Below are 19,414 nucleotides of genomic sequence, written 5' to 3' on the forward strand. Positions count from 1 at the left end.
TTACCGGTAGGGGGCGTCGACCGCGCGGGCCTGCGCGATCTCTTTCTCGAAGCGGTCACCAATGGCCAGGAGCTTGTCCTTGGTCATGATCTGCTCGCCCCGGTTCTCGAAGTGGTACTCGAACAGATGCGTCTCTACGATGGAATCCACCGGACAGGCCTCTTCGCAGAAGCCGCAGAAGATGCACTTGAACAGGTCAATGTCGTAGCGCGTGGTCCGCCGCGTGCCGTCGTCGCGCTCCTCGGAGTCGATGGTGATTGCCAGCGCCGGGCACACCGCCTCGCACAGCTTGCAGGCGATGCAGCGCTCTTCGCCGTTGGGATAACGGCGCAGGGCGTGCAGTCCGCGGAAGCGCGGCGACATCGGCGTCTTCTCGTCCGGGTATTGCACGGTGAACTTGCGGCTCAACAGGTAACGCCCGGTCAGGCGCAGCCCCAGCAGCAGCTCGAAGAACAGGAAACTCTTGAAGAAACGGCGCACGGCTTTCATCACGATCTCCTCAGGCGAACCACGGGCCGACGTTGAACGCGACCAGCACGCCCTCGACAAACAGCCAGACGATGGTCACCGGGATCAGGACCTTCCAGCCCAGGCGCATGATCTGGTCATAGCGATAGCGCGGGAAGGTGGCGCGGAACCACAGGAAGGCGAACAGGAACACCGCGGTCTTGAACAGGAACCAGTGAATCCCGTGATCCAGCAGCGCCCCGATCACCGGCCAGTCGAACACGGCGGCCGGCAGGATGCCCTGGAACGGCGACAGCCACCCCCCCAGGAACAGGATCGCGGTCAGCGCCGAGATCAGGATCATGTTGGCGTATTCGGCCAGGAAGAACACCGCGAACGCCATGCCGGAGTATTCCACATGGAACCCGGCCACGATCTCGGACTCGCCCTCCGCGACGTCGAAGGGCGCACGGTTGGTCTCCGCGATCCCGGAGATGAAGTACACGAAGAACATCGGCAGCAGCGGCAGCAGGAACCAGTGGTACATGCTCCCGGACTGCGCCTCGATAATCCCGCCCACGTTCAGGGTGCCGGCGGCCATCAGCACGCCCACCAGGGCAAAGCCCATCGCGATCTCGTAGGAGACCAGTTGCGCGGCCGAGCGCAGCGAGCCCAGCAGCGCGTACTTCGAGTTCGAGGCCCAGCCCGCGATAATAATGCCGTACACACCGAGGGAGGTCAGGGCCAGCAGATACAGCAGGCCGGCGTTCACGTCCGCCAGGGCCCCGCCGTCGAAAAACGGAACCACCGCCCAGGCCGCCAAAGCCGGCGCAATCGTAAGCACCGGGGCGCTGAGGAACAGGAAGCGATTAGCGTTGGTCGGGAGGATGACCTCCTTGGTCAACAGCTTCAGGGCGTCCGCGATCGGCTGCAACCAGCCGCGCGGGCCCACCCGGTTCGGGCCGATGCGCACGTGGGCGTAACCGATGACCTTGCGTTCGGCGAAGGTCGTGTAGGCCACGGCCAGCATCAGCGGAATCACGATCAGCTGAATGCCGATCAGGATCTGCATGACCGTCGGAAGGCTGTAGAAGAGGTTCATCATCCAGTCGAACATGTCTTAAGTCCCTCAGGCCCGCGCCAGCGTGACCGTGGTGTTCGGCAGGCCGAGGGCCCCCATGGCCGCGGAACCCGCAAAGGTCACGGCCAGACCCGGCGGCACCGAATCGTCCAGCAACAGGGTCAATTCCGTTTCGGCCTTGCCCTGACGCAGTCGCACGCGGCTGCCATGGGCGTGCTCGCCGGCAGACTCGGGATGCACCAGCACGCTCTCGGCCAGCAGCCCTTCGGGGCTGGTCTGCAGCGGCTCGGCACGGCGCACCAGCGGATCACCGCTGTAGAGCGCGGCCGCCTGCACACGGTACAGCCCGTCGCCCGCGCCGGCCTCGGGCACCTCTACCTGCACCTTGTTGAGGTTGACACCGGTATCGAAGCTGGCTTCCGCCAGCTGGCCCTTCAGCTCGTCCCGCACCGCGGGCGAATCCAGGTAATCGAAGCCGCTCTGGTCGAGCAGATTGCCGAGCACGCGCCAGACCTTCCAGCCCGGCCGGGCGTCATCGGGGGCGCGCGAGGCGGCGCGGAAACTCTGCCAACGGCCCTCGGCGTTCACGAAGGTCCCGGATTGCTCAAAGCTTGTGGCGATCGGCAGCAGCACATCTGCCACAGCCTCCAGTTCAGGTGTGGCGAAGCTGTTCAGGGCGACCACCAGACCGGCACGCTCCAGGGCTGCCTGGAAGGCCACCGGATCGACCCCATCGCGGCCCGGCTCCAGCCCGGCGATCACGAATGCATCGCGTCCCTGCTCGAGCATCTCGGCGGCATTCGTACCGGCGACATCCAGCTCCGCCCCACCCGGGCCACGATGCGGCAGGACGCCAGCCAGCCAGGCACCCGCGGCATTCGCGCCCTGCGGCAGGTAGCCCAGGCTGGCACCGGTATGTTTGGCGATCCAGCCTGCCAGGGCCCGCAACGTGGCAAAGGCTGGCCCGTTGATTGCGGCGACGCCCAGCAGCACATGGCCTCGCTTCGCGTCCAGCAGCGCCCGGGCTGCGCGTTCGAAGGCTTCCCGCGTCTCGCCGTCGTCTGTCGCGGCCGCCTTGACGATCTTCTCCAGCTTTTTGGGCAGCGACTTGCCGGCCGCGGCGAGCTGCCCGGCGATCCCGGCGAGCGCCAGGACCTGGTCATGCTCGTCGCCGACCAGCTGGGCCTGAACCGGATAGGTCAGGTCCAGCAGCATGTCGTTGATCAGGCTCACATGTGCACCACGCGAGGCCGCCTTGCGCAGGCGGTGTGCCAGCAACGGCTGCTCGCGACGCGGGTTGCTGCCCACCAGCAGAACGGCATCCGCATTTTCGAGCTCGCCAATTGCGACCCCCAGATACGGGAACAGCGGGGCCGCCGCCTCGTCGCGGAAATCGCGCTGATTCACGCGGTGATCGATGTCGGTGACACCCATGCCCCGCAACACCTTTTGCGCCAGGTAGTGTTCTTCCAGCGAAAGCGAGGGCGACAGCAGCGCACCGATGCGATCCGGGGCCACATCCTTCAGGCCCTCGACGGCGTAGCTCAATGCGGTCTCCCAGGAGACCTCCTGCCACTGGCCGTCGACCTTGATCCGTGGGCGGGTCAGTCGATCCTCCGCATACAGACCGGTGTAGCTGAAGCGATCGCGGTCGGAGATCCAGGTCTCGTTGACCGCGTCGTTCTCGCGCGGGACGACCCGCATCGCACGGCCGTCGTCAGTATGCAGGAACAGGTTGGAGCCGACCGCGTCATGCGGGGCAATCGTCGCCGCCTGCGCGTATTCCCAGGCACGCGCGCTGTAGCGCGACGGCTTGGCGGTCAGCGCCCCCACCGGGCACAGGTCGATCACGTTGCCGGAGAGCTCGTGGGCCACGGTCTTCTCGACGTAGGTGCCGATGCGCATGTGCTCGCCGCGTCCGGTCGCGCCCAGCTCGCGCACCCCGGCGATCTCCTCGCCGAAGCGCACACAACGGGTGCAGTGGATGCAGCGGGTCATCTCGGTCTCGATCAGCGGACCGATGTCCTTGTCCTTCACCACGCGCTTGGCTTCGGTATAGGTGGACACGCTCTCGCCGTAGCCCATGGCCACGTCCTGCAGCTCGCACTCGCCGCCCTGGTCACAGATCGGGCAGTCCAGCGGATGGTTGATCAGCAGGAACTCCATGGTCCCCTTCTGCGCGCGTAGCGCCAGCGGGGACTGGGTGTACACCTTCATGCCGTCCATCACCGGCGTGGCGCAGGCCGGCAGCGGCTTGGGCGCCTTTTCCACCTCGACCAGACACATACGGCAGTTGGCCGCCACCGACAGCTTCTTGTGGTAGCAGAACCGCGGAATGCGGATATCGGCATCATCGGCGACATCGATGAGCATGGCGCCCTTGGGCGCCTCCACCGTACGGCCGTCAATCTCGATGCTGACCAGATCTTGTTTCTGATCCTGACTCATGCTCGATTCCTGATGCGATGGCGCGGTAGAGCGTCAGGCGGCGTCTGCCACCGGGCTCCGGCCGTGCTGGATGTAGTATTCGAATTCGTGGCGGAAATGCTTGACGAAGCTGCGCACCGGCATGGCGGCGGCGTCGCCCAGGGCGCAGATGGTATGGCCCTCGATCTTGCTGGCCACGTCGTCCAGCCGTTCCAGGTCCTCGGGTCGGCCCTGGCCCTCGACGATGCGAGTGAGCATGCGGTAGAGCCAGCCGGTCCCCTCGCGGCAGGGCGTGCACTGGCCACAGGACTCGGAGAAATAGAAGCGAGAGATCCGCTGCAGGGACTTCACCATGTCAGCGGTCTCGTCCATCACGATCACCGCCCCGGAGCCCAGCATGGAGCCGGCATGCGCGATGGAATCGAAGTCCATGTTGGCTTTCAGCATCACGTCGCCCGGTACCACCGGCACCGATGATCCGCCCGGGATCACCGCCTTCAGCTTGCGCCCGTTCAGCACACCGCCGGCCATTTCCAGCAGATCCTTGAACGGAGTGCCCAGTGGGATCTCGAAGTTGCCCGGCTTGTTCACGTGCCCGGACACCGAGAACAGCTTCTCGCCCCCGGACTTGGGCACACCCAGATCCGCGAACCACTGGCCGCCGTTGCGGATGATCGACGGGATCGAGGCGAGCGACTCGGTGTTATTGATCGTGGTCGGCTTGCCGTACAGGCCGTAGTTGGCCGGAAACGGGGGCTTGAAGCGCGGCTGGCCCTTCTTGCCTTCCAGCGATTCCAGCAGCGCCGTCTCTTCGCCGCAGATATAGGCGCCCGCCCCCAGCGACGGATGCAGATCGAAGTCCACCCCCGAGCCGAAGATGTCCTTGCCGAGGTAGCCGGCTTCGTAGGCCTCCTGCAGCGCGGCCGTAAAGCGCGTGTTCACTTCGTCCATGAACTCGCCGCGCATGTAGTTGTAGCCCACCGTCGCGCCGATCGCGTACCCAGCGATCGCCATGCCCTCGATCAGCGCATGCGGGTTGTACATCAGGATCTCGCGATCCTTGCAGGTACCCGGCTCGGATTCATCCGAGTTGCAGACGATGTACTTCTGCCCCGGGCTGTTGCGCGGCATGAACGACCACTTGAGACCGGTTGGGAAACCCGCACCTCCGCGGCCGCGGAGGTTGGAGGTCTTGACCTCCTCGATCACGTCCTCGGGGGCCATCTTGCCCTTGTAGACCTTCTCCAGCGCCTGATAGCCGCCGACGCTCTTGTAGGTCTCGAGCGCGGCGGCGTTGTCCAGGTAACGCGTCGCAAAGCAGATCTGGTTGGCCATGCTACTTCTCCAGACCGTCGAGGATCTCGTCGACCCGCTCGGGGGTGAGATTCTCGTAGTACTTGTGGTCCACCTGCATCATCGGGGCGCCGCAACAGGCTGCAAGGCACTCCTCTTCCAGCTTCAGGTAGAACTTGCCGTCCGGTGTACTCTCGCCGCGTTTGATGCCCAGACGCTTCTCGAGGTGCTCGATGATCGGCTCGGCGCCGCGCAGCATGCAGGAGATGTTGTCGCACACCATGATGGTGTGCTTGCCCACCGGCTCCAGTTCGTACATGGAGTAGAACGAACCCACCTCGTACACCGCGATCGCCGGCAGCCCGAGATAGTCGGCCACGGCGTCCATCTTCGCGGTGGAGAGATAGCCATCCTCGTGTTGCACCGCACGCAGTGCGCCCAGAACGGCCGAGCGCTTCTGATCCTCGGGATAGCGCGCCAGCCAGGCGTCGATCTCTTCGCGCTCGTGCGCGCTCAGCTCGACCTTCTTCGCGGCGTGCTTGTGGAAGGCGACAGTTTTCTGTTCGGCAGCCATCAGCGGTCGATCTCCCCGAATACGATGTCCTGGGTCCCGATGATGGCGACCACGTCGGCCAGCATGTGGCCGCGCGCCATCTCGTCCAGCGCGGACAGGTGCACAAAGCCCGGCGGACGGACCTTCAGACGATACGGTTTGTTGGAACCATCCGAGACCAGGTAGACCCCGAACTCGCCCTTCGGATGCTCGATCGCCGCGTAGGCCTCGCCTTCCGGCAGGCACATGCCCTCGGTGAACAGCTTGAAGTGGTGGATCAGGGCCTCCATATCGGCCTTCATCTCCTCGCGCTTCGGCGGGGTGATCTTGTGATCCTCGAGGAGCACCGGGCCCGGATTCTGGCGCAGCCAGTCCACACACTGACGAATGATGCGGTTCGACTGACGCATCTCCTCGATGCGCACCAGGTAGCGGTCGTAACAATCGCCGTTGGTGCCCACCGGGATGTCGAAGTCGAGACGGTCGTAGACCTCGTAGGGCTGCTTCTTGCGCAGGTCCCACTCGATGCCCGAGCCGCGCAGCATCGGGCCGGTGAAGCCCAGCTGCTTCGCACGATCCGCGTCGACCACGCCGATCCCGACGGTGCGCTGCTTCCAGATCCGGTTATCGGTCAGCAGGGTCTCGTACTCGTCCACGCAGCCGGGGAAGCGCTCGGTAAACGCCTCGATGAAGTCCAGCAACGAGCCCTGACGGATCTTGTTCAGGTCATCCACCACCTCCTGCGACTTCCAGGAGGACGGTTGATACTTCGGCATCGTGCCGGGCAGGTCCCGCGCGACACCGCCGGGGCGGTAATAGGTCGCGTGCATGCGCGCACCCGAGACCGCCTCGTAGCAGTCCATCAGGTCCTCGCGCTCACGGAAGGCGTACAGGAACACCGCCATGGCGCCGATATCCAGCGCATGCGCCCCCAGCCACATCAGGTGGTTCAGGATGCGGGTGATCTCGTCGAACATCACCCGGATGTACTGCGCGCGCAGCGGGGCCTCGATGCCCAGCAGCTTTTCCATCGCGAGCACGTAGCCGTGCTCGTTGGCCATCATGGACACGTAGTCCAGACGGTCCATGTAGCCGATCGACTGGTTGTACGGCTTACTCTCCGCGAGCTTCTCGGTGCCGCGATGCAGCAGGCCGATGTGCGGGTCGGCCCGCTGCACCACCTCGCCATCCATCTCCAGCACCAGGCGCAATACGCCGTGGGCGGAGGGATGCTGCGGCCCGAAGTTGAGGGTGAAGTTGCGAATCTCAGGCATTCTCGGCTCCTTCGCCCGGCTTCTCGCCCTCGCTGTAGCGATGGTCGGCGCGGATCACCTTGGGCACCAGCACGCGCGGCTCGATCGTCACCGGCTGGTACACCACACGGGCCTGCTCGGCGTCATAACGCATCTCGACATGCCCGATCAGCGGGAAGTCCTTGCGGAACGGATGCCCCACAAAGCCGTAGTCCGTGAGGATGCGGCGCAGGTCCGGATGCCCGGAGAACAGGATGCCGAACAGATCGAAGGCCTCGCGCTCGAACCAGTTGGCCGAGGCCCAGACGTCCACGAGGGATTCGACCTCGGGGAACTCCTCGTCACTGAGCCAGGCGCGCATCCGCACGCGGCGGTTATGTTCGAGCGACAGCAGGTGAGCCACCACGGTGAACCGCGGGCCGTCCCAGTTGGAATCTTCCGGCGCATCATCGAAGGTGAAACGCCCGGAGGTCGCCGCTTCGACACCGCGGGAAAAGCCCGTATTGGTGGCGGAGTCGGTGCCCCATTCGTCCTGCCCGTATTCGAGGTAGTCCACCCCGCACAGGTCGATCAGGATCTCGAAGCCCAGGGCGTCGCGCAGCTTCTCGCCCGCCTCGCGCCAGGAGCCCGGTGCGATATCGACGGTAATCTCGCCGTTCGCCTCGTGCAGGCTTTCCAGGGCATCGCCCAGTTCCGCCCGCAGGGCGTCGGTCCAGTTGTCTTGTTCAGCCATCTGCTACCCCGGGTGCGTCAGCGCGCGATCGTGTTCGTGCGCCGGATCTTGTTCTGCAGCTGGATAATGCCGTAGAGCAGCGCCTCCGCCGTCGGCGGACACCCCGGCACGTAGACATCCACCGGCACGATGCGGTCGCATCCGCGCACCACCGCGTAGGAGTAGTGGTAGTACCCGCCCCCGTTGGCGCAGGACCCCATGGAGATCACCCAGCGCGGCTCGGGCATCTGGTCGTAGACCTTGCGCAGAGCCGGCGCCATCTTGTTGACCAGGGTGCCGGCCACAATCATCACGTCCGACTGGCGCGGGCTCGGCCGAAAGATGATCCCGAAGCGGTCGAGGTCGTAGCGCGCGGCACCGGCATGCATCATCTCCACCGCGCAGCACGCGAGACCGAAGGTCATCGGCCAGAGCGACCCGGTGCGGGCCCAGTTGATGAGCTTGTCCGCCGAGGTGGTGACGAAGCCCTTCTCAAGAACGCCTTCTATTCCCATTCCAGCGCCCCCTTCTTCCACTCGTAGATGAAACCGACGACCAGAATGACAAGAAACAGGGCCATCGCAAGAAGCCCGAACAGGCCAATGGTGTCTAGCGACACGGCCCACGGGAAGAGAAACGCGATCTCGAGATCAAAGATGATGAACAGGATCGCAACCAGGTAGAAGCGGACATCGAACTTCAGCCGCGAATCCTCGAAGGCCTCGAAGCCGCACTCGTAGGGCGAATTCTTCGCCGCGTCCGGCTTGTGCGGACCCACGGCCATACCGACCACCAGCGGCACGACGCCGATCACGATGCCTACTGCGATGAACAGCAGGATGGGTAAATAACCTTCCAGCATTTCTCTCTCCCGTACGCCGCCTCAGGCGGGCAGGTTCGCGAGGCGTCGCGTGGATCGAGCGCGCCGGCGAGCCGTTCAGCGTTGCTGGTTGAAAGCGCGGGTACGACTCGGTCCCGCACAGACGCGGCAGAGCCGTACACCGGGCACGGAGTCTAGGTGATGCCCAAAAACGGTGTCAAGTATTCGTAATTTTATAAGATGCTGTTTTTATTGTTAATTACCCCGGGCGCCGACAGATATTCAACCGCCCGGGGCAACGAGTATTTGGTGCAGATGGTGGGACTCGAACCCACACGGCTTGCGCCACTACCCCCTCAAGATAGCGTGTCTACCAATTCCACCACATCTGCCAATTCGTACAGGTACCGGATCTCAATCGGGCACATCGGCCGGCCGGCCGGATTGCGGGCCGCTGCCACCCGGGGGCTCTTGCCCCGGGAGCACTTCGGGCGGGAGATCCGGCGGACCATCGCCCTCTTCTTCCATCGCCTCCATCTGGTCCAGCAGGCTCTCGGCCTCCGGGCTGGATGCCGCCAGATACGCCAGCGTCAGGCTGTTGAGGAAAAAGACCACCGCCAGCACGGCCGTCGAGCGGCTCAGGAAGTTGGCCGACCCGGCCGCACCGAACACCGTCGCCGATGCGCCGCTGCCGAAGGCCGCGCCCGCGTCGGCGCCCTTGCCGTGCTGCATCAGGATCAGCGCGATCAGGCCAAGCGATACCGCGACCTGGACCACCAGGAGCAGGCCGTAAATCATGCCGCGACCTGCTCGCCCGCGGCGCGGGCAATGGCGGAAAATGCGTCGGCATCCAGCGAGGCACCACCGATCAAACCGCCGTCGATGTCCTCGAGCGCCAGGAGGCCGGCCGCATTATCGGCTTTCATGCTGCCACCGTAGAGGATCCGAAGATCGGCTGCGACCTGCGGGTCGCGACCCGCAACACGGTTGCGGATGAATGCATGCACTTCCTGGGCCTGTTCCGGCGTGGCGGTCAAACCGGTGCCAATCGCCCAAACCGGCTCGTAGGCGATCACGGCGCCGGCGAACGCCTCGACTCCGGCCGCATCCAGGACCGCATCGAGCTGCTCGGCCACCACAGTCTCGGTGCGCCCGCCTTCGCGGTCGGCCTTCTGCTCGCCCACACACAGGATCGGGGTCAGCCCGGCGGCCTGCGCCGCAACGAACTTGGCTGCCACCCAGGCATTGTCCTCGTTCTGCCGCTCGCGGCGCTCGGAATGCCCGACGATCACATAGCGGCAGCCCACCTCGGCCAGCATGGAGCCGGCCAGTTCGCCGGTGTAGGCACCCTTTTCCTGGTCGGAACAATCCTGCGCGCCGACGGCGATGGGGCCACCGGACAGGTCGTTCGCGATTTCGGCGAGGTAGACCGCGGGCGGGCAGACCGCCACGTCCACGCCCCGGATGTCGCCCAGGCTGCCCTTCAGGGCGGACAGGAGCGCGCGGTTCGCGTCCCGCGAACCGTTCATCTTCCAGTTTCCGGCGACCAGCGGCGTGCGCATGCGGATCCTCCTCCTGCGATCGGCCGAACCCCGCAGATACACGGGGTCCGATCATGATGATTAGAGCGGCGGGATGTTACCGGCGCACCGGTAGCAAATCAACCAAGCCGTCGCGGGGCGCGCAGGCGAGGCTTGGTTGCGGCAATCAGATCGCCGCCCGGATGCTGTCCGCGATGCGCTCGGCGGCCGAGCGGGTCTCGTCGACATCTTCGCCCTCAACCATCACCCGCACCAGGGGCTCGGTACCGGAGGGACGCAGCAGGACCCGGCCACGCTGGCCGAGCTGATCTTCCACCGCGGCGACCTCGGCGCGCACTGGCTCGGCCTCCAGGCAGCCGGCCGCGGCACCGCTGACGGGCACGTTGATCAGGCACTGCGGCAACTTGGGAATGGCCGCTGCGAGCGCCGAGAGCGGCTGACCGGTACGGTGCATCAGGTGTGCAACCTGCAACGCCGCCACCGTACCGTCGCCGGTCGTGGTGTGCTCCAGACAGACAATATGCCCCGACCCCTCGCCGCCCAGGGTCCAGTCGCGACGGCGGAGCTCCTCCAGGACATAGCGATCCCCGACCTTCGCACGCACGAACGGGATGCCGGCGCCCCCCAGGGCCTGCTCCAGCCCCAGGTTGGTCATCAGGGTCCCGACCACACCGCCGTCGAAGCCCCCGGCCTGTTGCCGCGCCAGGGCCAGGATACCGAGGATCTGGTCCCCATCGACCACGGTGCCGTCGGCATCGGCCAGGATCACCCGGTCACCGTCGCCGTCCAGCGCGATCCCGAGATCCGCCCCGGTTGCCCGCACCTGTTCGGCGACGTTCTCCGGGTGCAGGGCGCCGACCCCGTCGTTGATGTTGTAGCCGTCCGGACTGGCGCCGAGGATCTCGACCTGCGCCCCCAGCTCCTCGAACACGTGCGGGGAGACGTTGTAGGTCGCGCCGTGGGCACAATCGATGACGATCTTCATCCCACGCAGCTCGGAACGCGCCGGGATCGCGCTCTTGCAGAACTCAACGTAGCGTCCAGCGGCATCCTGGATGCGCACGGCCTTGCCCAGACGCGCACTATTGATGGGCTGTGCCGGCTGATCGAGACGCGCCTCGATGGCCGCCTCGGTCGCATCCGGCAGCTTGTCGCCCTCGGGGGTGAAGAACTTGAACCCGTTGTCGTGGAATGGGTTGTGCGAGGCACTGATGACGACGCCCGCAGTGGCACGGAAGGTATGCGTCAAGTAGGCGATGGCCGGGGTCGGCATCGGTCCCAGCAACGCGACATCCAGCCCGGCGGCGGACAGCCCGGCCTCCAGCGCCGACTCGAACATGTAGCCGGACACGCGCGTGTCCTTGCCCACCAGGACCGGCCCCTGGCGGTGGCCGTTCTCGCCCAGCACCTCGCCCACGGCATACCCGAGGCGCAGCGCAAACTCCGGCGTCATCGGCCAGTCGCCGGTGCGCCCACGGATGCCGTCGGTTCCGAAATACTTGCCCATCAGTTCCCTCGATTGTCCTGTCCGTCGCCACCATCCGGTCGCAACGCTGAGTATAGCGCCAGGGCATCACGGGTCGCCGAGACATCGTGCACACGCAGGACACGCGCACCGGCCTGTGCCGCCAACAGGGCCGCCACGGCACTGCCGGGATCCCGGTCAGCGACCGGACGGTCATCCAGCAGCTGACCGATCATCGACTTGCGCGAGACGCCCACCAGCAGCGGCAAGCCGGAGGCCGCCAGGCGCGGCAGGCCGCGAAACAGCGCGACGTTGTGCTCCAGGGTCTTGCCGAAGCCGAAGCCCGGATCCAGCAGGATCTGGCCGCGCGGCACGCCGCCCCGCAACAATTCCGCCACCCGCTGCTCGAGGAAGGCGCGCACCTCGTCCACCACATCGTCGTAACGCGGCGCCCGCTGCATCGACTGCGGATCGCCCTGCATGTGCATCGCGCAAAGCGCTACGCCACGCTCGCGGGCCGCCCCCATCGCGACCGCCAGCGCCCCTTCGGTGCGAAAGCCGTTCACGTCATTCAGCATCCCGGCACCGACGGCAACCGCCTCGCGCATCATCTCCGGCTTCATGGTGTCCACGGACAGCGGAACATCCAGTTCCGCGCGCAGGGCTTCGATGACCGGAAGCACGCGCTGACGCTCATCCTCCAGCGCCACTGGCGCCGCACCGGGGCGAGTGGATTCGCCGCCCACGTCAAGGATCTCCGCCCCCTCCGCGACCATGGCGCGGGCCCGCATCAGCGCATCTTCCACCCGCGCGTACTGGCCACCGTCGGAGAACGAGTCCGGGGTAACGTTCAGAATCCCCATGATGCGCGGCTGCCCGAGGTCCAGGGCGTGCCCCCCGCATTGCAGTACCGGTGCGTCAGTCGGCACGATCGGCGTTCTCCTGTGAGTACCCAACGAAAAAGGCCGCCAGGACGAGGGCCTGGCGGCCAGTGGCAGCGACCGGATCCAAGCCCGGTCACAAAGTGGACGGATCAGGACTGCGGCGCAGGACCGCCGACCACACCCTTGTCATCATCACCCCGGCCATCGGAGCCGTCCTTGGCGTCGCGATCGGCATCCGAGGCACCACCCTCGGCCTCGTCGCTGGCCTGCGCCGAGCCACCGGAACCGCCGCCGCTATCCCAATCCGCCGGCTCGCGGGGCTCGCGCCCGGCCATGATGTCCGCGATCTGCTTGTCGTCGATGGTCTCGTATTTCATCAGTGCCCGCGCCATCGCGTGCAGCGTATCGATATTGTCGACCAGGATCTGCTTCGCATGCTGGTAGTTCGCATCGATGATGTGACGGACCTCGGCATCGATCTGGCGCGCAGTGTCGTCGGACATCGGCTTCGACTTGCCCATTTGCCCACCCAGGAACGGATGCCCTTCTTCCTCACCGTAATCCAGCGGGCCGAGCTTTTCCGACAGGCCCCACTTGGTGACCATGTTGCGGGCGATCTGAGTGGCGCGCTCGATATCGTTCGAGGCTCCGGTGGTCACCTTGTCATTGCCGAAGATAATCTCTTCTGCCAGACGCCCGCCAAACAGGCTCGCCAGCTGACTCTCCAGACGCGTCTTCGAGTGGCTGTAGCGGTCCTCCTCGGGCAGGAACATGGTCACGCCCAGGGCCCGCCCACGCGGGATGATGCTGACCTTGTAGACCGGGTCGTGCTCCGGCACCGTCAGGCCAACAATCGCGTGGCCGGCCTCATGGTAGGCGGTCAGCTTCTTCTCGTCCTCGGACATCACCATGGACTTGCGCTCGGCGCCCATCATGATCTTGTCCTTGGCGCGCTCGAAGTCGGACATGTCCACCAGGCGCTTGTTGGAGCGCGCCGCAAACAACGCCGCCTCGTTGACCAGGTTGGCCAGATCCGCGCCGGAGAAACCCGGCGTGCCGCGCGCGATCAGATCCGGACGCACGTCGTCGGAGATCGGCGTTTTCTTCATATGCACCTTGAGGATCTGCTCGCGACCGCGTACGTCCGGCGGCGGCACCACCACCTGGCGGTCGAAGCGACCCGGGCGCAGCAGCGCCGGATCCAGCACGTCCGGACGGTTGGTCGCGGCAATCACGATAACCCCCTCGGTGCCCTCGAAGCCGTCCATCTCGACCAGCAGCTGGTTCAGGGTCTGCTCACGCTCGTCGTGACCGCCGCCCATGCCGGCACCACGCTGGCGACCGACCGCGTCGATCTCGTCGATGAAGATGATGCAGGGGGCGTGCTTCTTGGCCTCGGCGAACATGTCGCGCACGCGCGAGGCGCCCACGCCAACGAACATCTCGACGAAATCGGAACCGGAGATGCTGAAGAACGGCACCTTGGCCTCGCCGGCAATCGCCTTGGCCAGCAGCGTCTTGCCGGTACCCGGAGAGCCGACCATCAGCACGCCGCGCGGAATCTGGCCACCCAGCTTCTGGAACTTGGACGGGTCGCGCAGGAAGTCGACCAGCTCGGTCACCTCCTCCTTGGCCTCGTCGCAGCCGGCCACGTCATTGAAGCTGACCTTGACCTGGTCCTCGGACATCAGCTTGGCCTTGGACTTGCCGAAGGACATCGCGCCCTTGCCACCGGCACCACCGCCCTGCATCTGGCGCATGAAGTAGATCCACACGGCGATCAGCAACAGGATCGGGAACCAGCTGATCAGGATGCTCATCAGCAGGGAGCGCTCGGCTTCCTCGTGGGCGTTCAGCTCCACGTTGTTCTGCAGCAGGTCGCCGATCAGACCGGGGTCGTTCGGGTTCACCGTGGTAAACGCCTGGCCCTCGATCGTCGTACCCTCGATCTTCTCACCCTTGATGGTCACGTTGTCCACGCGACCGCCCTGCACGTCGCGGATGAACTCGGAGTACGTAATGCTCCGAACATCCTGCGTCTGCTGCTGCGGGCCGAAGTTGTTGAAGACGGACATCAGGACGACGGCAATTACCGCCCAGATGATCAGATTCTTGGCCAGACCGTTCAAAACGACACCTCGAAGAACATTTAATCGTTAGCTTTTGGCAGCTTTACACATCCCGGGGCTCACGCGCCAATACGTACACTTCGCGTGACCGTGGCCGCGATGCCTTCGGCTTGCGCACCTTTACCGAGCCGAACCGCCGACGCACCTCGGCCAGATAGGCATCAGAACCTTCACCCTGAAACAGCTTGACCAGAAATGCGCCCCCGGGGTTCAGAATGCGTGTCGCCAAGTCCAGCGCCAGTTCACAAAGATGGATCGAACGCGGCAGATCCACCGCACCCGTCCCGGTCAGGTTGGGGGCCATGTCGGAAAGCACAAGATCGGCACGCTCATCGCCCACCAGGGCAAGTATCGCGTCCAGCACGGCGTCCTCGCGGAAGTCGCCGGTGACGATCTCCGCGCCCGGCACCGGGTCCATCGGCAAGATGTCCGTGGCAATCAGCACGCCCTTGCGGCCAATCTTCCGAGCGGCGTACTGCGTCCAGCCGCCCGGTGCCGCGCCGAGGTCCACCACGCGCATGCCGGGTTTCAGCAGCCGATCGCGCTCATCGATCTCCTGCAGCTTGTACACCGCCCGCCCGCGGTAACCCTCCTGCTGGGCCCGCTGGACGTAGGGATCGTCGAAATGCTCCTTCAACCAGCGCTGACTGGAGCGGCTACGCTTGGGCATTGAGCGGCCTCGCAGCTGCGGACGGCATGCTACAATTTTGATGTTTAAACACTGAAAAATGGCCTCCTGTGAATCTGACCGACGCGCAACGCCGCCATCTGCGCAGCCTCGCCCATCCGCGCAAGCCCATCGTGACCATTGGCCGCAATGGGCTGACTGATGCCGTACTGGCGGAGCTGGAGCTGGCGCTGACCCACCACGAGCTGGTCAAGATCAAGGTGAACATCGGCGACCGCGAGGTCCGCAACGGCACCGTGGAAGAGCTCTGTGAACGCACCGGCGCCGCGCGAGTGCAACGCGTCGGCTATGTCGCCACCCTGTTCCGCCGCAACCCGGATGACCCGAAGGTCTCCCTGGACCCGGCCTGACCCCACCGCCCGGTTGCGCCCCTGAGCGCGACCGGGACCCGCCGCGTCATCAGTTGACGTAGCGAACCTCCAGGATCTCGTATTCCGTCTCCCCGCCCGGGGCCTGCACGGTCACGACGTCGCCTTCTTCCTTGCCGATCAGCGCCCGCGCAATCGGCGAAGACACCGAGATCATGTTGTTCTTGATATCGGCCTCGTCGTCACCAACGATCTTGTAGGTGACCTGGCGCCCGTCCGCAGTCGCCTCCAGCACCACGGTGGTCCCGAACACCACCTTGCCGGTCTGCGGCAGGGTGGCCACGTCGATGATCTGGGCGTTGGAGAGCTTCGACTCCAGCTCGCGGATGCGGCCCTCGATGAAGCTCTGCTGTTCGCGTGCCGCGTGGTACTCGGCATTCTCCTTGAGGTCGCCGTGCTCGCGCGCATCGGAGATCGCGTTGACCACGCGCGGGCGATCCTCGCCCTTCAGCTTCTTCAGCTCTTCCTTCATCTTTTCCGCGCCAGTCACGGTCAAGGGCGTCTTGTTCATGCGCTTTTCCCTCCGAGATTTTCCTGGTGGAGGTCCTGCAGCCGGAAGACGTCATTCGCCCCCAGGTGATCCAGGGCCTGTACGGTGGCCTTGGCCCCGGCGATCGTGGTGGTATAGCCCACCTTGTGCATCAACGCCTCGCGGCGAATGGTGTAGGAGTCGGAGGTCGACTGCTTCCCCTCCACGGTATTGATGATGAAGCTGATCTCGTCGTTCTTGATCATGTCCACGATGTGCGGGCGACCCTCGGTGACCTTGTTCACGCGCGTCACCTGAATGCCGGCTTCCTCCAGCACGTTCGCCGTGCCACGCGTCGCCAGGACCTCGAAGCCCAACTCCACCAGGCGCCGGGCCACTTCCGCCACGTGCGGCTTGTCGATCTCGCGCACCGACACGAAGGCCTTGCCGGTGGACGGCAACAGTACGCCCGCTCCCAGCTGGCTCTTGGCGAACGCCTCGGCAAAACTGCGCCCAACCCCCATCACCTCGCCAGTGGATTTCATCTCCGGCCCCAGGATCGGGTCCACGCCCTGGAACTTGGCGAACGGAAACACCGATTCCTTCACCGAATAATAGTCCGGATAGACCGCATCGCCCACGCCCTGCTCGGGCAGGGTCTGCCCGACCATGCAACGCGCGGCGATCTTGGCCAGTGGCCGTCCGACGCTCTTGGAGACGTACGGCACGGTGCGCGAGGCCCGTGGATTCACCTCCAGCACGTAGATATCGTCGCCCTTGATCGCAAACTGGGTGTTCATCAGGCCGACGACCTTCAGGCCCAGTGCCATCTTGCGCACCTGCTCGACCATCTCGTCCTGGAGTTCCATGGACAACGAGAACGGCGGCAGGGAACAGGCGGAGTCGCCCGAGTGCACGCCGGCCTGCTCGATGTGCTCCATGATCCCGCCGATGATCACGTTCTCGCCATCCGAGATCGCGTCCACGTCGACCTCGATGGCGTCATCCAGGAAGCGGTCCAGCAGCACCGGGGCATCATTGGAGACGGACACCGCGTTCTTCATGTAGCTGCGCAGGTCCTCGCGGTCGCGCACGATCTCCATCGCGCGCCCACCGAGCACGTAGGACGGACGTACGACCAGCGGGTAGCCGATCTCCTCGGCCAGCTTCTCGGCCTCCTCCTCGCTGCGGGCGGTGCGGTTCGGCGGCTGCTTGAGCCCCAGCTTGTTCAGCAGGGCCTGGAAGCGCTCGCGGTCCTCGGCCAGGTCGATGGAGTCCGGGCTGGTGCCGATGATCGGCACGCCGGCGGCCTCCAGGTCCCGCGCGAGCTTCAGTGGCGTCTGGCCACCGTACTGCACGATCACGCCGGCCGGCTTCTCGGTCGCCACGACCTCCAGCACGTCCTCCAGCGTCAGCGGCTCGAAGTACAGCCGGTCCGAGGTGTCATAGTCGGTGGAGACGGTCTCCGGGTTGCAGTTGACCATGATGGTCTCGTACCCGTCTTCGCGCATCGCGAGTGCGGCGTGCACGCAGCAGTAGTCGAACTCGATGCCCTGACCGATGCGGTTGGGCCCGCCGCCCAGCACCATGATCTTCTGCTTGTCGGTGGGATCCGCCTCGTTCTCCTCTTCGTACGAGGAGTACATGTAGGCCGTGGTGGTCGCGAACTCGGCCGCACAGGTATCCACCCGCTTGTACACCGGGCGCACGCCCAGTCCATGGCGGTGTTTGCGCACCGCCTTCTCGGTATCGTTCACCAGTTTCGCCAGGCGCAGGTCGGAGAATCCGCGCTGTTTCAGACGGTACATCTCCTCGGCGCTGATCTCGCCCAGGATGCGGTCCTTCACGCCCTTCTCGACGTCCACCAGCTCCTGAATCTGGGCCAGGAACCAGGGGTCGATCGCGGTCAGGTCGAAGATATCCTGGATCGAGAAACCCGCACGGAAGGCATCGGCCACGTACAGCACCTGCTCGGGGCTGGGGTTGGCGAGCTTCGTGCGCAGCTGATCGGTCACGTCATCGGCGGTCAGATCGATGCGCTCGTCGAGGCCGTCCATGCCGGTCTCCATCGAGCGCAGCGCCTTCTGGAACGACTCCTGGAAGGTGCGGCCAATGGCCATGGCCTCGCCCACCGCCTTCATCTGGGTGGTCAGGCGTGCATCCGCCTGCGGGAACTTCTCGAAGGTGAAGCGCGGGATCTTGGTGACCACGTAATCGATGGACGGCTCGAACGAGGCCGGGGTCAGACCGCCGGTAATGTCGTTCTTCAGCTCGTCGAGGGTGTAGCCCACCGCCAGCTTGGCCGCGACCTTGGCGATCGGGAAGCCGGTCGCCTTGGAGGCCAGCGCGGAGGAACGCGACACCCGCGGGTTCATTTCGATCACGATCATGCGCCCGTTCTCCGGGTTGATCGCAAACTGCACGTTGGAGCCGCCGGTCTCCACGCCGATCTTGCGCAGTACCGCCAGCGAGGCGTCGCGCATGATCTGGTATTCCTTGTCGGTCAGGGTCTGCGCCGGGGCCACGGTGATCGAGTCGCCGGTGTGGATACCCATCGGATCGAGGTTCTCGATCGAGCAGATGATGATGCAGTTGTCCGCCTTGTCACGGACCACCTCCATCTCGAACTCCTTCCAGCCGAGCGCGGACTCCTCCAGCAGCACCTGGTTCACCGGCGAGAGATCGATCCCGTTCTTGACGATGTACTCGAACTCCTCGCGGTTGTAGGCGATGCCGCCGCCCGAACCACCGAGGGTGAACGACGGCCGGATGATCACCGGGAAGCCGATCTTCGGCTGGATCTCCTGCGCCTCCTCCCAGGAGTGCGCGAGCATCGCGGTCGGCGTATCCAGGCCGATATCAGCCATCGCCGCCTTGAAGTGGTCGCGGTCCTCGGCCATATCGATCGCCGCCTCGTTGGCACCGATCATCTCCACACCGAACTTCTCGAGCACGCCTTCCCGGGACAGGTCCAGCGCGCAGTTCAGCGCGGTCTGCCCGCCCATGGTCGGCAGCACCGCGTCCGGGCGCTCCTTCTCGATGATCTGGGCGACCGTCTGCCAGTCCACCGGCTCGATGTAGGTGGCATCCGCCATCTCGGGGTCGGTCATGATGGTCGCCGGGTTGGAGTTCACCAGGATCACCCGGTAGCCCTCCTCGCGCAGGGCCTTGCAGGCCTGGGCGCCGGAGTAATCGAACTCGCAGGCCTGACCGATCACGATCGGGCCGGCCCCGAGGATCAGGATGCTCTGGATGTCGGTACGCTTGGGCATGTGACGGCTCTC

General features: G+C 65.3%; 18 protein-coding genes and 1 tRNA gene. 1 reads left to right on the forward strand and 18 read right to left on the reverse strand.

Annotated elements, in window-relative coordinates; genetic code table 11:
- The 16 genes from nuoI to rlmE form a co-directional block, all read right to left on the reverse strand.
- Positions 1–489, reverse strand: coding sequence for an NADH-quinone oxidoreductase subunit NuoI (nuoI, locus tag D573_RS0106125; RefSeq protein WP_018146229.1), 489 nt, complete (start codon positions 487–489; stop codon positions 1–3).
- A 10-nt stretch (positions 490–499) separates the two neighbouring features.
- Positions 500–1,564 carry an NADH-quinone oxidoreductase subunit NuoH gene (gene nuoH, locus D573_RS0106130; RefSeq protein WP_018146230.1) on the reverse strand — a complete coding sequence of 355 codons (1,065 nt, stop codon included), beginning with the start codon at positions 1,562–1,564 and terminating at the stop codon, positions 500–502.
- A 12-nt stretch (positions 1,565–1,576) separates the two neighbouring features.
- Entirely contained in the window at positions 1,577–3,976 is a 2,400-nt protein-coding gene (gene nuoG / locus D573_RS0106135) for an NADH-quinone oxidoreductase subunit NuoG (RefSeq protein ID WP_018937953.1), read from the reverse strand.
- Positions 3,977–4,009: 33 nt separating this feature from the next.
- On the reverse strand, positions 4,010–5,290 hold the full coding sequence (gene nuoF / locus D573_RS0106140) for an NADH-quinone oxidoreductase subunit NuoF (RefSeq protein ID WP_018176461.1): 1,281 nt from the start codon (positions 5,288–5,290) through the stop codon (positions 4,010–4,012).
- A 1-nt stretch (position 5,291) separates the two neighbouring features.
- Positions 5,292–5,822, reverse strand: coding sequence for an NAD(P)H-dependent oxidoreductase subunit E (gene nuoE / locus D573_RS0106145; RefSeq protein WP_018167902.1), 531 nt, complete (start codon positions 5,820–5,822; stop codon positions 5,292–5,294).
- The gene (locus D573_RS0106150) at positions 5,822–7,075 is read right to left on the reverse strand and encodes an NADH-quinone oxidoreductase subunit D (RefSeq protein WP_018937954.1); all 1,254 of its coding nucleotides are present in this window, start codon (positions 7,073–7,075) and stop codon (positions 5,822–5,824) included. Before D573_RS0106150 ends, nuoE begins: the two co-directional genes overlap by 1 nt.
- Positions 7,068–7,787 carry an NADH-quinone oxidoreductase subunit C gene (locus tag D573_RS0106155; RefSeq protein WP_018146235.1) on the reverse strand — a complete coding sequence of 240 codons (720 nt, stop codon included), beginning with the start codon at positions 7,785–7,787 and terminating at the stop codon, positions 7,068–7,070. Before D573_RS0106155 ends, D573_RS0106150 begins: the two co-directional genes overlap by 8 nt.
- 17 nt (positions 7,788–7,804) lie before the next feature.
- On the reverse strand, positions 7,805–8,281 hold the full coding sequence (locus D573_RS0106160; RefSeq protein ID WP_012982122.1) for an NADH-quinone oxidoreductase subunit B family protein: 477 nt from the start codon (positions 8,279–8,281) through the stop codon (positions 7,805–7,807).
- Entirely contained in the window at positions 8,272–8,628 is a 357-nt protein-coding gene (locus D573_RS0106165) for an NADH-quinone oxidoreductase subunit A (protein WP_018146236.1), read from the reverse strand. The genes D573_RS0106160 and D573_RS0106165 overlap by 10 nt, the downstream gene beginning before the upstream one ends.
- Positions 8,629–8,893: 265 nt before the next feature.
- A tRNA-Leu gene (locus D573_RS0106170) sits at positions 8,894–8,978 on the reverse strand.
- A gap of 22 nt (positions 8,979–9,000) precedes the next feature.
- Positions 9,001–9,384 carry a preprotein translocase subunit SecG gene (gene secG, locus D573_RS0106175; RefSeq protein ID WP_018167903.1) on the reverse strand — a complete coding sequence of 128 codons (384 nt, stop codon included), beginning with the start codon at positions 9,382–9,384 and terminating at the stop codon, positions 9,001–9,003.
- Positions 9,381–10,148 carry a triose-phosphate isomerase gene (gene tpiA / locus D573_RS0106180; protein WP_018937955.1) on the reverse strand — a complete coding sequence of 256 codons (768 nt, stop codon included), beginning with the start codon at positions 10,146–10,148 and terminating at the stop codon, positions 9,381–9,383. The genes secG and tpiA overlap by 4 nt, the downstream gene beginning before the upstream one ends.
- Before the next feature lie 145 nt (positions 10,149–10,293).
- On the reverse strand, positions 10,294–11,634 hold the full coding sequence (gene glmM / locus D573_RS0106185) for a phosphoglucosamine mutase (RefSeq protein WP_018167905.1): 1,341 nt from the start codon (positions 11,632–11,634) through the stop codon (positions 10,294–10,296).
- Complete coding sequence (folP, locus tag D573_RS0106190; protein WP_018937956.1) at positions 11,634–12,521, reverse strand: dihydropteroate synthase; 888 nt, start codon at positions 12,519–12,521, stop codon at positions 11,634–11,636. Before folP ends, glmM begins: the two co-directional genes overlap by 1 nt.
- Positions 12,522–12,625: 104 nt before the next feature.
- Positions 12,626–14,605 carry an ATP-dependent zinc metalloprotease FtsH gene (ftsH, locus tag D573_RS0106195; protein ID WP_018937957.1) on the reverse strand — a complete coding sequence of 660 codons (1,980 nt, stop codon included), beginning with the start codon at positions 14,603–14,605 and terminating at the stop codon, positions 12,626–12,628.
- A 43-nt stretch (positions 14,606–14,648) separates the two neighbouring features.
- On the reverse strand, positions 14,649–15,275 hold the full coding sequence (gene rlmE, locus D573_RS0106200) for a 23S rRNA (uridine(2552)-2'-O)-methyltransferase RlmE (protein WP_018167907.1): 627 nt from the start codon (positions 15,273–15,275) through the stop codon (positions 14,649–14,651).
- A gap of 68 nt (positions 15,276–15,343) precedes the next feature.
- Between rlmE and yhbY the strand changes: the two genes are divergently transcribed.
- Complete coding sequence (gene yhbY, locus D573_RS0106205) at positions 15,344–15,643, forward strand: ribosome assembly RNA-binding protein YhbY (protein ID WP_018146243.1); 300 nt, start codon at positions 15,344–15,346, stop codon at positions 15,641–15,643.
- Positions 15,644–15,692: 49 nt separating this feature from the next.
- Here yhbY and greA read toward each other — a convergent pair whose 3' ends face one another.
- Both greA and carB read right to left on the reverse strand, forming a co-directional pair.
- On the reverse strand, positions 15,693–16,172 hold the full coding sequence (gene greA / locus D573_RS0106210; RefSeq protein ID WP_018146244.1) for a transcription elongation factor GreA: 480 nt from the start codon (positions 16,170–16,172) through the stop codon (positions 15,693–15,695).
- Complete coding sequence (gene carB, locus D573_RS0106215; RefSeq protein ID WP_018146245.1) at positions 16,169–19,402, reverse strand: carbamoyl-phosphate synthase large subunit; 3,234 nt, start codon at positions 19,400–19,402, stop codon at positions 16,169–16,171. The genes greA and carB overlap by 4 nt, the downstream gene beginning before the upstream one ends.
- Positions 19,403–19,414: the final 12 nt, after the last annotated feature.

Source organism: Thioalkalivibrio sp. AKL9 (genome assembly GCF_000377825.1).
GTDB lineage: Bacteria > Pseudomonadota > Gammaproteobacteria > Ectothiorhodospirales > Ectothiorhodospiraceae > Thioalkalivibrio > Thioalkalivibrio versutus.